12 protein-coding genes are annotated in these 12,973 nt (G+C 66.9%); 7 read left to right on the top strand and 5 right to left on the bottom strand.

Annotated features, from left to right (window positions below; translation table 11 throughout):
• Window positions 1-2: 2 nt before the first annotated feature.
• Together EYS21_RS17220 and EYS21_RS17215 are read right to left on the bottom strand one after the other, a co-directional pair.
• Window positions 3-881 carry a 2-hydroxy-3-oxopropionate reductase gene (locus EYS21_RS17220; protein WP_131134463.1) on the bottom strand — a complete coding sequence of 293 codons (879 nt, stop codon included), beginning with the start codon at window positions 879-881 and terminating at the stop codon, window positions 3-5.
• 29 nt (window positions 882-910) lie between these two features.
• The gene (locus EYS21_RS17215) at window positions 911-1,711 is read right to left on the bottom strand and encodes a TIM barrel protein (protein ID WP_131134462.1); all 801 of its coding nucleotides are present in this window, start codon (window positions 1,709-1,711) and stop codon (window positions 911-913) included.
• A gap of 188 nt (window positions 1,712-1,899) precedes the next feature.
• On the opposite strand from EYS21_RS17215, the gene EYS21_RS17210 reads away from it, so the two are divergent.
• The 3 genes from EYS21_RS17210 (at window position 1,900) to EYS21_RS17200 (ending at window position 4,143) form a co-directional block, all read left to right on the top strand.
• Window positions 1,900-3,186 carry an MFS transporter gene (locus EYS21_RS17210; RefSeq protein ID WP_131134461.1) on the top strand — a complete coding sequence of 429 codons (1,287 nt, stop codon included), beginning with the start codon at window positions 1,900-1,902 and terminating at the stop codon, window positions 3,184-3,186.
• Window positions 3,146-3,523, top strand: coding sequence for a metalloregulator ArsR/SmtB family transcription factor (locus EYS21_RS17205; protein ID WP_131134460.1), 378 nt, complete (start codon window positions 3,146-3,148; stop codon window positions 3,521-3,523). Before EYS21_RS17210 ends, EYS21_RS17205 begins: the two co-directional genes overlap by 41 nt.
• 221 nt (window positions 3,524-3,744) lie before the next feature.
• A complete protein-coding gene (locus EYS21_RS17200; protein ID WP_131134459.1) occupies window positions 3,745-4,143 on the top strand; it encodes a cupin domain-containing protein in 399 nt (132 codons plus the stop codon).
• Between the two features lie 8 nt (window positions 4,144-4,151).
• Here the strand turns inward: EYS21_RS17200 and EYS21_RS17195 are convergent, their stop codons facing one another.
• Window positions 4,152-4,748, bottom strand: a complete 597-nt coding sequence (locus EYS21_RS17195; RefSeq protein ID WP_131134458.1) for an AAA family ATPase — start codon at window positions 4,746-4,748, stop codon at window positions 4,152-4,154.
• Window positions 4,749-4,881: 133 nt separating this feature from the next.
• On the opposite strand from EYS21_RS17195, the gene EYS21_RS17190 reads away from it, so the two are divergent.
• The 3 genes from EYS21_RS17190 (at window position 4,882) to EYS21_RS17180 (ending at window position 7,904) form a co-directional block, all read left to right on the top strand.
• Window positions 4,882-5,268 (top strand): hypothetical protein, encoded by a 387-nt coding sequence (locus EYS21_RS17190; RefSeq protein WP_242633477.1) that lies wholly within the window; start codon window positions 4,882-4,884, stop codon window positions 5,266-5,268.
• Window positions 5,269-5,399: 131 nt separating this feature from the next.
• Window positions 5,400-6,902, top strand: coding sequence for a cation:dicarboxylase symporter family transporter (locus EYS21_RS17185; RefSeq protein WP_242633476.1), 1,503 nt, complete (start codon window positions 5,400-5,402; stop codon window positions 6,900-6,902).
• A gap of 69 nt (window positions 6,903-6,971) precedes the next feature.
• Window positions 6,972-7,904: a threonine/serine dehydratase gene (locus EYS21_RS17180; RefSeq protein WP_131134457.1), complete on the top strand. Its 933-nt coding sequence runs from the start codon at window positions 6,972-6,974 to the stop codon at window positions 7,902-7,904.
• Window positions 7,905-7,949: 45 nt separating this feature from the next.
• On the opposite strand, the gene EYS21_RS23465 is transcribed toward EYS21_RS17180, so the two are convergent.
• Together EYS21_RS23465 and EYS21_RS17175 are read right to left on the bottom strand one after the other, a co-directional pair.
• Window positions 7,950-8,108: a hypothetical protein gene (locus EYS21_RS23465; protein WP_165478346.1), complete on the bottom strand. Its 159-nt coding sequence runs from the start codon at window positions 8,106-8,108 to the stop codon at window positions 7,950-7,952.
• Window positions 8,109-8,219: 111 nt separating this feature from the next.
• Window positions 8,220-11,048 carry a glycoside hydrolase family 3 C-terminal domain-containing protein gene (locus EYS21_RS17175; protein ID WP_242633475.1) on the bottom strand — a complete coding sequence of 943 codons (2,829 nt, stop codon included), beginning with the start codon at window positions 11,046-11,048 and terminating at the stop codon, window positions 8,220-8,222.
• 210 nt (window positions 11,049-11,258) lie between these two features.
• Here EYS21_RS17175 and EYS21_RS17170 point away from each other — a divergent pair, with 210 nt between their 5' ends.
• On the top strand, window positions 11,259-12,965 hold the full coding sequence (locus tag EYS21_RS17170; RefSeq protein ID WP_131134456.1) for an extracellular solute-binding protein: 1,707 nt from the start codon (window positions 11,259-11,261) through the stop codon (window positions 12,963-12,965).
• The last annotated feature ends 8 nt before the right edge of the window (window positions 12,966-12,973 follow it).

The following is a 12,973-nucleotide window of genomic DNA, read 5'->3' as shown; positions in this document are numbered from 1 at the left end:
GCCTACTCGCGGCCGCTGAGCTTGAGGACCTGCTTGAAGAGTCCCGAGTGGTCGAGGCCGCCGTCGCCCTGGTTGACGGTGGCGGCGACGAGCTGTGCGACGACGGCGCCGAGGGGGACGGCGACGTTGGCTTCGCGGGCGGCGGAGGTGACGATGCCGAGGTCCTTGTGGTGGAGGGCGAGGCGGAAGCCGGGGTCGAAGTTGCGGTCGAGCATCTTCTGGCCCTTCTGGTCCAGGACCTTGGAGCCGGCCAGGCCGCCGCCGAGGACCTTGAGGGCGGCGTCGGTGTCCACGCCGTAGGCCTCGAGGAAAGCGATGGCCTCGCCGAGGACCTGGATGTTGACGGCGACGATCAGCTGGTTGGCTGCCTTGACGGTCTGGCCGGAGCCGGACGGGCCGACGTGCACGATGGTCTTGCCAACGGCGTTCAGGACATCCTGTGCCGCCTCGAAGTCTGCCTTTTCGCCGCCGACCATGATGGACAGGACGGCGTCAATGGCGCCCTGCTCGCCGCCGGAAACCGGCGCATCCAGCGGGCGGATGCCCGCTGCGGTGGCTTCCTCGGAGAGGCGCTTGGCGACGTCCGGACGGATGCTGGAGGCGTCAATCCACAGGGTGCCCTTCGTGGCGTTGGCGAAGACCCCGTCCGGGCCGCTGACAACACCCTCCACATCGGGGGAGTCCGGCACCATGGTGATAACGACGTCGGCATCCTTCACGGCGTCAGCGATGCTCGAGGCACCCTTGCCGCCTTCGGAGACGAGCTTGTCGATCTTGTCCTGGCTGCGGTTGAAGCCGGTGACCGTGTGGCCGGCCTTGACGAGGTTGATGGCCATGGGCAGGCCCATGATTCCGAGTCCGATGACTGCAACGTTGCTCATGATGGTTCTCTTTTCTGAAGTCTTGGTGGTTAGCGCGAGACGCGCTGGCGGATGGCCCAGCTGAAGGCCGTTTCCTGCGGTTCCTTGTATTCGAGGCCGATGTAGCCCTCGTAGCCGAGTTCGCGGCTGCGGGCGATCCATTCGCCGAGGGGAAGCTCTCCGGTTCCGGGAGCCCCGCGGCCGGGGTTGTCGGCGATCTGGATGTGGCCGAAGTCCTTGGCGTGGTTTTCGATGACGGCGGCGACGTCGTCCCCGTTGACTGCCAGGTGGTAGAAGTCGGCGAGGAGCTTGACGTTGTCGACGCCGGACTCCGCCTTCACCCGGGCGATGACCTTGAGTGCGTCTTTGGCCGCGAGGAGCGGGTACCTGGGTGCGCCGCTGACCGGTTCGAGGAGGACGGTGCCGCCGATGCGCGCGACACCGGCAGCCGCCGTCGCGAGGTTTTCGGCGCCGATGGCGTCCTGCTTCTCAGCCGATTCGCCGTCGATGCGGTTTCCGTAGAGGGCATTGAAGGCCTTGCAGCCCAGGCGCTCGCCGATGCCGGCGACAACGTCGATGTTGTCCTGGAATTCGGTGGAGCGTGCGGGCCAGGACACCAGGCCGCGGTCACCGCCCGGCATGTTGCCGGCGTTGAAGTTCAGGCCGGTGAGCTGAACGCCGGCGTCCTTGATGGCGTTCTCGAATCCGGTGACCTGGGCGTCGGTGGGGACTGAAGTTTCGAAGGGCCACCAGAACTCGACGGCGTCAAAGCCGGCTGCCTTCGCGGCTGCGGGGCGCTCGAGCAACGGCAGCTCCGTCAGGAGGATGGAGCAGTTCACTGTGTACGTCATCGTAGGTCCTTCCGGGGAGGGGCTTTGATCTATCCTCCAGCCGCTTCACTCTGTGTTGAGTTTCCGCTTTGTGGAATTTAGATTCTGCTTTATGAAAAGTGTAGGGAAGGGAGGGTGGGTGAGTCAAGGGGGGTGCAGGGTCGTACAATAGGTGCATATACGCGCACGCATGCACTTGAGGGGCTTTGATGTTGTCGGTTCTGAAGAACGTGACGTACCGGCGGCTGTTCGCCGCCCAGGCCGTGGCCCTGGTCGGCACCGGCCTGCTGACGGTGGCGCTGGGACTGTTGGCCTACGATCTGGCCGGGAGTAGCGCCGGCGCGGTGCTCGGCACGGCGCTCACGATCAAGATGCTGGCCTATGTGGGACTGGCCCCGGTGATTAACGCGCTGGTGGTGCGGTGGCCTAAGAAGACGGTCCTGATCGGGGCGGACCTGATCAGGGCAGCCATGGCTTTGTCCCTGCCGTTCATCACCGACGTCTGGCAGATCTACGTCGTGATCTTCGTGCTTCAGTCAGCGTCAGCGACGTTCACCCCGGCGTTCCAGTCGCTGATCCCCACCATCGTGACCCGGGAGAAGGATTACACCCGGGCTTTGTCCCTGTCCCGGCTGGCCTATGACCTGGAAGCCCTCGTCAGCCCGGCGGTGGCCGCCCTGCTGCTGACGGTGTTCAGCTACAACAACCTCTTCCTCGGCACCGTAGGCGGGTTCCTGTTCTCGGCGTTGATGGTCGGGATCACCGTCCTGCCAAAGGTTCCGGTGGCGGCCGGCCCGCAGGCCCCGCTGTGGCACCGGACCACCCTGGGCACCCGGATTTTCTGGCGGAACCGGCGGCTGCGGTCCCTGCTGGCGCTGAATCTGGTGGTCGCGGCACCCACGGCCCTGGTGCTGGTCAACACGGTGGTCTACGTCCGTGACGTCCTGCACCGGCCGGACACAGACCTGGCCCTCGCGCTGGCATGCTTCGGCGTCGGTTCCATGGTCGTGGCGCTGTCGGCGCCGAGGGTCCTGGACCGGTTCGGGGAGCGGGCCGTGATGCTCACCGGCGCCGCCGTCATTCCGGTTGTCCTGGCTGGCGCGGCGGCGCTCACGCTGCTCAGTATCCCGGGCGGTGGCTGGTGGCCGCTGCTGGGGTTGTGGTTCCTGCTCGGCGCCGCGAACTCAACGATTCTCACGCCGTCGTCGCGGCTGTTGCGGAACGCATCAACGGAGGAGACGCGGCCGTACGTGTTTACGGCCCAGTTCTCCCTCTCGCATGCCTGCTACATCCTGACCTATCCGCTGGCCGGGTGGGTCGGGGCCGTGGCCGGTTTGGGCTGGGCGGCCGCGACGTTGACAATTATTGCGATGATAGGAAGCGCAGGCGCGTTCCTGTCCTGGCCGCGGCACCACGCCGGAGCAGCCTTGGAACCGTCGGAGAAGGAGCAGAGCCTTGAGCACCCAACCCGGCACGCCAGGGGTCTTCGCACCTGAGACGCCTTCGCTGGTCCATCCGGTCACGCCGGGTCCGGAGCTGCTGGAAACCGCTGCCGGAACGCTGCGGATGCTCGCCGAGCCGACCCGTCTGCATCTGCTCTGGCAGCTCGCCGAAGGTCCGAAGACCGTCACCGAACTCACCGTTGCGGCCGGCGTGCCCCGGACTGTGGCGAGCCAGCACTTGGCCAAGCTCCGGCTCAGCGGCCTGGTGGACACGCGCAAAGACGGCCGCCACGTCATCTACTCCCTCCGTGACGGACACCTTGTCCGGCTGATCCGCGAGACGTTCAACCACGCCGACCACCGGATCACCGGCGAACCCGCCCACGACTGATCAGGGCGGTGTCCGCCGGTTAGCGGAACCCATTGACTTCAGGTGCCACAGGGATACCTTTAGAGATACACCAGCAGGGGTCTGCTGGTTGAGTGTGCGCCGGGGCTAGAAGCGCACGCGACTCCTTGGTCTCCGTATAACTTCACCGCACGTCGGTATCCGAACCCATTGTCTGGTTCGCCGCCAGGCACCCCACAAATAGATCCGTAGGCAGTGTCCTCATGACCGCAAATTTCATCAGAGCTTTGGCAGTTAAGTCCTTTGATATTCCGGACAGGAAGCGGTGCCCGGACAAGGCGGAGTTCGACCTTGTCACCGTTGACGACTACTCCGTTGCCCGGCTGATCCTGGCGCCAGGCTGGCGCTGGTCCGAGTCCGCCAAACCCGCGGAGTTGACCGCTTTCTGCGAGCACAACCATCTCGGCTACTGCGTCTCCGGCTCGCTCCAGATTGAAACGGCCGACGGCGTCCGCTCCACGATCCACGCGAACGACACCTATGCGCTGCCGCCCGGGCATGACGAGTGGGTGGTAGGGGACGAGCCGTTCGTCGCCATCGAATTCCTGGGTGCCGCTTCGTTTGGCCGCCCCCGCAGCCATGGGATGCATGCGCTGACCTGAGGCCGGATTCAGGCCAGCCCGGCCAACGCCGCAGCGGCTGCCTCCTGGTCCACGATGCGGGCGAGCCGGGCCACCACTTCAGCCGGCTGGCAGTCGGCGTCGAGCAGGACGAAGCCCGGATACTCGGGCATGGCGCGGTAGGCGTCCCGCAGGGCCATCAGGTCTGCCAGCGTTTCGTCGTCGGTGCCGCGGGCCACGATGCGCTGATGCGCCAGCGCGGGTTCCACGTCCAGGTGCACGACGGCGTCGGCTGCGGGCAGGGCGGACAGGAGCCATGGGAGGAACCGGCCGCGCGGCAGGCCCTTGGCGGCGCGCAGTGCCAGCTGGCAGTGGAGGTGGCGGTCCATGACCACCAGGCCGTCGAACCGGCTGGCCTTGGCATGGGAGGCGAGCACGTTGATGACGCGGAGCGTGGTTTCCGCGGCGTCGGCAAGGCGGCGTGGCCACTGGATGCCGAGCCGCTGGGCCAGCACGGACATGCTGCGCCGGCCGGCGTGGTTGCTGAGCAGCAGGGCATTCCTGCCCTCGGCCCGGGCCTCGGACACCAAGGCGGCGGCGGCCGTGGATTTTCCCGAGCCGTCGATTCCGGTTAAGACAATAAGCACGTAGCCTCCTTTCGCCAATGGTTTAACGGTAGGGACCGCGTGATCGTCCCGCCATGCGTCGGAGGTCACACTAAGCTGAAGGCCGACGGTTGCCTGCAACGGTATGCCATTGACACCAGGAGCGTGCGTCCCGATGCCCATTGTCCAGGTTGCCGCCATTGCCGCGAGTGCCCTTCTGGCCGCCCTGGCCGTCTTCCAGGCGGCACTCATTGCCGGGGCGCCGCTGGGCAGGTTCGCCTGGGGCGGCCAGCATGACGTGCTTCCCGCCAAGCTGCGGATCGGCAGCGCCACGTCCATTGCCCTGTACGTCCTGATCGCCTACGTGGCGCTGGCCAAGGCCGGCGTGGCCCCGCCGCTTGTCAGTGAGGGTTTTACCGATGTCGCCTGCTGGGTCCTGACCGGCTACTTCGCGCTCGGCATCGTGCTGAACGGCATATCCCGCAGCAAACCCGAGCGCCTGGTCATGACACCCACAGTCGCGGTCCTCACGGCCCTCTACCTGGTCCTTTCCCTGAACTAGGACTGCCTGCTTTTCCATTTTGCGGTTAAACATTTCCGCAGTATGGATTTATCCTGCGCGAAACACTGCGTCCCTAGCGTTGCCTGTGACCCGAACGGCTCCAGCCGTTTCCTTCGTTGATAGGCAACGCCATGATCCTCCCCTCCGCCCCTGCGGCCTCCGCTTCCGGCGCCCCGGCTCCCGCGGCTCCGGCCCGGACGAAGAAGCCGTTCTACGCATCCCTGTTCTTCCAGATCCTCATCGCCGTGTGTTTGGGAATCGGGATAGGACACTTCTGGCCGGACATCGGTTCCGGCCTGCGTCCCCTGGGTGACGGTTTCATCCAGCTCATCAAGATGATCATCGCCCCCTTGATTTTCCTGGTAATCGTCACAGGCATCTCGGCGGTGGGCGACGTCAAGGCGGTCGGCAGGGTCGGGGTCAAGGCACTCGTCTACTTCACGGGAGCAACCCTGTTCGCCCTGGTGTTCGGGCTGATCGTCGGCAACATCATCCAGCCCGGCGCAGGACTCAACATCGACCCCAGCACGCTTTCGCAGGACGCCGTCAACGCCAAAACGGGCACAGCACCGCCCAAGGACGCCGGACAGTTCCTGCTGGGCGTCATCCCGACCAGCGTGGTGGGAGCCTTCGCCAACAACAGCCTGCTGCAGGTGCTCTGCTTCTCGGTGTTCTTCGGAGCAGCGATCGTGGTGGTGGGCCGTGAACGGTGCATGCCCGTGATCAGCCTGCTGGAGACCGTCCTGGAGCTCTTCTTCAAGATCATGGCGTGGGTCATGCGGGTGGCTCCCATCGGGGCCTTCGGTGCCATGGCGTTCATCATCGGCCAGTACGGACTGGGTTCCCTGAGCACCTACGCGCTCCTGATCGCCGCCTGCTACGGCGCCGCCATCGTCTTTATCGGCCTGCTGTTCGTGGTGGCCTGGGTTTATCCGCGCGTTCCCCTCTGGCAGTTCATCAAGTACTCCCGCGAGGAATTCCTGCTGGCACTGGGCACGGCCTCCACCGAATCGGTGCTGCCCCGCATCATGACCAAGCTGACCAACGCCGGCTGCTCCCGCGCCACCACCGGACTGGTGGTTCCCACGGGATACTCCTTCAACCTCGACGGCGCCGCGCTCTACCTTTCCATCTCCCTGCTCTTCCTGGCCCAGGCGTTCGGCCACCACCTGGACCTCGGCCAGCAGCTTGCCGCCCTGGGCATCCTGATGCTCACTTCCAAAGGCATGGCCGGTGTCCCCGGCTCCGCCTTCCTGGCCCTCTCCGCCACCGCCGCCGCCCTCGGCATCTTCCCGGTGGCCGGCGTCGCCCTGCTGCTCGGCGCGGACCGGCTCATGGATTCGATGCGGGTTTCCGTCAATCTCCTGGGGAACTGTGTGGCCACCTTCGTGGTGGCCAAATGGGAAGGCCAGTTCGACCGCGAAGCCATGCTCCGCGCCTTCCGCGGCGAGCTGGCGGAAGGGGAACCCGGGGCGGCGACGTCCGTCGATAGCTCCAACAACGCCCTTTTGGGAGCTCAAAACGGCGTTGCTGGAGCAGTCGATGGTGTTTCGACGGCGGCTGGTCCGACGGCGGGCACGGAACCGGGGAGCGGGGCGCCGGCCCTCCCCGAACCTGCCGCCGGGGTTCGTTAGGCTGGAGCGTCAGGGCGGCGGGCCAGCCTCCTGGCTTGCCGCCCCATCAGCCACACCCAGGAGCCCTTCATGATTACCCGCGCCGACGTCGACCAGGCCGCTGCCCGGATCAAAGGCCTCACCCGGCTGACGCCGGTCCTCGAAGCCGACCCGGGCACGTTCCCGGGGCCGGTCTGGTTCAAGTGCGAGTTCATGCAGCACACCGGAACCTTCAAGGCCCGCGGTGCCCTCAACCGGATCCTCGCCAGCAAGGAACGGGGCGAGCTGCGCCCCGAGGTGGGCGTGGTGGTGGCCTCCGGCGGAAACGCCGGGCTGGCCAACGCCTATGCCGCCGCCCAGCTGGGTGTTCCGGCAACCGTGTTTGTGCCGGATTCCGCCCCCGCCTTCAAGGTCCGGAAGCTCGAGGCTATCGGCGCCACGGTTGTCCAGGGCGGTGCCGAATACGCCGTGGCCTACGAGGCCGCCATTGCCCACGCAGCGCAGACCGGCGCCGTGTACTGCCACGCCTACGACCAGCCCGAGATCGCGGCAGGCGCCGGCACCGTAGGCTCTGAACTCCTGGACCAGCTGGGCGAGGTGGATACTGTGCTGGTGGCAGTGGGCGGCGGCGGGCTGATGGCCGGAATCGCGGCCGCCGTCGAAGGACACGCCAAGGTGGTGGCCGTCGAACCGGAGACCGCACCTACGCTCCACGCCGCCCTCGCGGCGGGGCATCCCGTTGATGTGTCGGTATCCGGCGTCGCCGCCGACTCGCTGGGAGCCCGCAGCATCGGCGGGATCGGCTTCGCAGTGGCGGTCAGGACCGGCGTCGAAAGTGTCCTGGTGTCCGACGCCGACATCGTCGCCGCGCGCAGCCGGCTCTGGGATGAGTACCGTCTGGTGGTGGAACACGGTGCCGCGGCGGCGTTTGCCGCCCTGCATGCCGGCGCCTATGTGCCGGCGGCGGGGGAGCGCGTAGCGGTCATCCTCTGCGGCGCCAATACCGATCCGGCCACGCTGTAGACGGCCCTGGTGGCGGGGCTGCAGCCCTGGAGCGAAGGCGGCAGGCTACCACCACTTCGTCAGCGCCCAGCCGTTATTGGCGCCGTCCCCGTCGTAGCCATCCTTACCGCAGCGCAGGCAACGCTTGTACAAGCCACCGTCTTCGGCATGTTCAACGTGCCACTCGTGGCGGACATTCAATTTGCACAACAATGCCTGGATCATGGCCAACTCCGATCTGAAGCGCAGCGCTCGATGACTCCAATGATGGCCTTCACACCATCACAATTGAAGAGGGAATCAGAGTTCGACGGCGCAGCCCGGACACCCGTTTGGTCAGGTCACCTTCAGCTCGCTCACCGTCAGCGGGCCGGCCAGGACAATCCGCACCGACTCCAGTCCGCCGCTCCCGCCGTCCAGCCCCGGGGCGTCCAGTTCCAGCAGCAGTTCGTCGTCGAACCCGGGACCAACTGCAGCCTCCGCGGCGTCAGTCCAGGTGCCGCCGCGTCCTGGCAGCTGCACCACAACCCTGCCGGCGCCGGCGCCTGCCGTGAGCCGGATCGCCACGCGCCCAGGCCTGCCGCCCTCCCAGCCGCGGTAGACCGCCGTCGCGCTTTGCTGCGCTGAAAAGGGCGCGACGGCGGTACCCGCCAACGGCGTTTCCGGCACCAGCGCGAGGTTGGAGCATTCGTCGAACAGCTCGGCGCGGATCCAGGCGCCGCGGGGGCGAGGGCCGCTTCCCTCACCAGTAACAGACAGCTCGACGCCCAGCGGCAGGCTGTTTGCCGAGGGACCCACCATCAGCTCGTACGTTCCCGGTTCCACCAGCATCCGTCCGGCCGTGACGCTGAACGTGGCCAGCCGGTCCAGCGGCACCGGAATGCGTACGGTCCTGCGCTCGCCGGGTGCCAGCTCGAGCCGGCGGTGCGCCACCAGGAGCCGCCGCGGGAACTCGAAACGGTGGCCGGGGGATGCCGCGTAGACCTGGACCAGCTCGTGCGCGGTCCTGGTGCCGGTGTTGCGCACCACTACGTCGATCCCGGTCTCCGCTGTCCCTTCGCCAGCCAGCGTCACGGATTCGTAGCTGACAGTGCTGTAGCCGAGGCCGTGCCCCAGTGCGTAGAGCGGCTCGGCGGTGCTGTACAGGTACGTGCCCCGCGAGGCGATGAGGTCGTAGTCCAGGATGTCGGGCAGGTCGGCGTCCCGCTGCCACCAGGTCTGGGCCAGCCGTCCGGTGGGTTCAAAGTCGCCGCTGAGGATGTCCGCCAGGCCGCTGCCCAGCGCCTGGCCGGCATGCGAAGTCCACACAATTGCGGGAGTGTCCGCCAGGGATCCCAGGGCGTAAGGGTAGGACGAAACAATCACCAGGACGGTCCGCGGGTTCGCTTCCCGGACCAGGCGAATCAGCTCCTGCTCGGGCTCGGGGAGGGCAAGGGTGGACCGGTCGATGGTTTCCCGGCCGCCCAGGTGCGGATCGTTTCCCACCACGACGACGGCGACATCGGCCGCGGCGGCGGCATCCCGGGCGGCCTGCTGGCCGGACCGGACGGTCCGTAAAACGAAGCGGTCCGCCGCTTCTTCGGTTGCTGCGGACAGCGCGGCGCTTCCGGTGTGCGCTTCAATCCGCACCCACTTCCCGGTGCCGATGTGCTGGAGGGACACCGTCCCGCCCACTGCGGGGTGCAGCCGGAACGTCTCCTGCACCACCCAGCCGCCCACCCTGTCCGCCGACGCTTTAAGGTAGTAGCCATCGGCGGCCACGAACTTGCCAGTGCCGGGGGACTGCAGCGTGCATTCGCCGCCGCCCCAGTCCTTGAGGATGAACGTCTCTGCCAGCCCGGGCGCGGCAGTACCGGCGGTAAGGGCCGTGTCAGGGTCCCCGGCGCCGAGGTACGTGCCGGTCCGGACACACCGGAGAGAGACCACGTCCACGCCGACCTCCGCCACCACGTCGCCGTAGCGTGCCGACAGGCCTTCGACAATGCTGACCTCGTCCTGCAGTGTGCCGCTGTACCAGTCGCTCAGTACCGTGGAGCCCAGGGCGCCGATCACCGCCACCTTTCCGGGCGCCGATCCCAGCGGAAGCACGGGAGCCGCCTCATCGGCCACCGGTCCGTTCCGAAGCAGCACCACCGACTTCCGGGCCGCTTCCCGGGCCAGCGCCACATGGGCCGGATCGCCCACGAGCTCAGGCCCGAGCGAGCCGTACGGGCCGCCGTCGGGCTCGAATTCGCCGGTCCGCTCGCGGAGAGTGAGCAGCCGGAGCACCGCGCGATCGATGTCCGCGTCCGTGATCAGCCCGCGGTCCAGGGCCTCGTGCAGATGCCTGAGCGACGGCTCGGGGTTGTCGCTGTCTTCGGTGAAACTGTCCACTCCGGCGCGGAGGGCAGCCGCGTAGGCGGACGGGCCGTCGTCGAAATACTTCTCCGCGGTGTACAGCGAAGACGGCGCGCCGGCGTCGGTGACGATGGTGATGTCCTCCCCGTTCCGCCACTGCCGCAGCTCGCGGGCCACGAGGTCCGAGACGTGGGCCGGCCGGCCGTTGACCAGGTTGTAGGACAGCATCACCGCGCCGGCAGCGCCGTCCTCGATGGGGCCGCGATAGGCCGGAAGCTCGTATTCGTGGAGCACACGGGCCCGCAGCTGGCTGCTGGACACGTTCCGGTCGGCCTCGTTGTTGTAGGCCAGGAAGTGCTTCAGCGTGGGCACCGTCAGCCAGAACATTTCGTGGTCGCCTTTGAGTCCGGCGCAATAGGCCCCGGCCAGGGCGGCGGTGAGGTGCGGATCCTCGGAGAAACCTTCCTCGTTGCGCCCCCACAGCGGATGCCGCAGCGGATTCACCACCGGTGCCCAGGCGTTGGTGCCCACGCTGGCGTCATCCGCCTTCTTGCCGCGGAGTTCACGGCCGACGGCGGTACCCACCCGGCGGATCAGGTCCTCATCCCAGCTGGCAGCCAGGCCCACCGGCTGCGGAAAGACGGTGGCCGGGCCCAGCCACGCCACACCGTGGGCAGCCTCCGCCCCGGTATGGAACGGTGCCAGGCCCAGGGATTCGACCGCGGGCGCGTGCTGGTGGAGCATGGCGATCTTCTGGTCGCGGGAGAGGCAGTCCAGGAGGCCTTGCGCCTTTGAGGGGGTGGCGATGGCTGGGGAGGCAGGGGGCACGGAGGGTCCAATCGGCTGTGATTGTACGGCGGGATTGTTTAAGCGCTTCTACAAATGTATCGAAGTCCAGTGTGGCATCGCTCTTTGTGACACGCAACACGTTGGAGTCTTGCGGGCGAAATGGTGATGCTCTACTCTGATCCTAATCGAAGCGGTTCGACAAACCTTCGAAATCACTGATGCAAGATCCACCACAAAGGAGTGCTGATTATGCTTGGTCACCATGCGGACCCGTCACGCGGCCGCCGTCCCCAGAAAACAGGTTCCACCCTGCTCGCCGAGGCCGGATCCGCCGGCGTCGGCCGGCGTTCCTTCCTGGGAATCCTCAGCGGCGCCGTGTTCCTGGCTGCCGCGCCGGCCGCCCTCACCGCCTGCGGCACCGGCGCCGCCGCCCCGCAGGCCACCACCTCCGGGGGCCTCGCCGAGACCGTGGCCAAACTGGTCCCGTCCTACCTCCCGCTGGACCTGGTCAAGCCGGACATCCCCTCCGTCAACGGTTCGACGCCGGGCTTCACCTCCATCCCGAAGTCCCTGGTCAAGTCAGTGGCCACCGCCCCCGGCTCCGGCGGAACATACACCGTGATGACCCCGGCATGGTGGGCTGTCCCGCCCGCCCTGCCGGACAACGGTTACTACAAGGCCGTCAACGAAAAGCTCGGCGCCACCATCAACTTCCAGGTCAACGACGGCAACACCTACGCCGACAAGGTCCAGACGGTCCTCGCTTCGCCGAAGGACGTTCCGGACTGGATGGTGATCCCCGCCTGGAACATGCCGCCACGCTTCGGCCAGGCCGCCACCAGCATCTTCACCGATCTCTCGCCGTTCCTGGCCGGCGACAAGGTCAAGAAGTACCCCAACCTGGCCAACATCCCCACGGCGGCCTGGAAGATGGGCTGTTTCGAGGGCGGACTGTATGGACTGCCCTACCCCGGCGCGCTGATCTCCGACGCCATCTTCTACCGCGCGGACCTCTTCGAGTCCCTTGGCGTCGAACCGCCCGCGTCCGCTGACGAATACCGCAGCGTGGCGAAGGAACTCACGGACGCTTCCAAGAACCGCTGGGGTTCCGAGGACGTCTGGACGGGTGCGCAGATCATGCACGGGGTGGTCCCCAAGTGGAAGAAGGTGGACGGCAAGCTCCAGAACAAGTTCGAAACCGACGAGTACCGCGCCGCCATGGAATGGACCGCCAAGCTGTTCGCCGACGGCTCCGTCCACCCGGACGCAGTTGCCGGAAACTCGCAGCAAGCCAAGCAGCGCTTCGAATCCGGCGCCACCCTGATGACCTCGGACGGCATGGGCGGCTGGCACGAGGCCTTGGCACGCGTCCTGCCGTCCAATCCCAAGTTCAACATGCAGCCCATGGACTACTTCGCCCCGGACGGCGGCAAACCCACCCTGTTCCGGGCCCAGCCTGCGGCGATCTTCAGCTTTATCAAGAAGACAGACCCGGCCAAGGTGGAGGAGATGCTCGCTTTGGCGAACTTCATGGCCGCCCCCTTCGGAACGGAGGAAAACGTCATGATCAACAGCGGGGTTGAAGGCGTGCACTTCACCCGCGACGGGCAGGGCATCCCCCAGGCCACCGAGAAGGGAACGCAGGAAGTCACCAGCACCTACGCGTTCCTGGTCAACGCCCCGATCGTGAACTCCATGGTCCAGTACCCCGGCCTGGTCCAGTCCCAGTCCGAGTGGGAAGCCCGACAGGCCCCCAACGTCAAGGAGGACATCTTCTTCGGCATGCAGATCCAGGAACCTGCCAAGTTCGGCTCCCTCGGCAAGCCGTTCGAGGACCTGGCCAAGGACATCATCCGCGGCCGCAAGGGCATGTCCGACCTGGACAGCGCCATCGCCACCTGGAAGAGCAAGGGCGGCGACGAACTCCGCGAGTTCTACGCCGGATTCCTGGCCTAGGGATGGCG

Origin of the sequence: Arthrobacter sp. S39 (assembly GCF_004320525.1) — a bacterium.
Lineage (GTDB): Bacteria > Actinomycetota > Actinomycetes > Actinomycetales > Micrococcaceae > Arthrobacter.
Note: the sequence above shows the minus strand (reverse complement) of the source record. Positions and strands in the feature narration are given on the sequence as shown.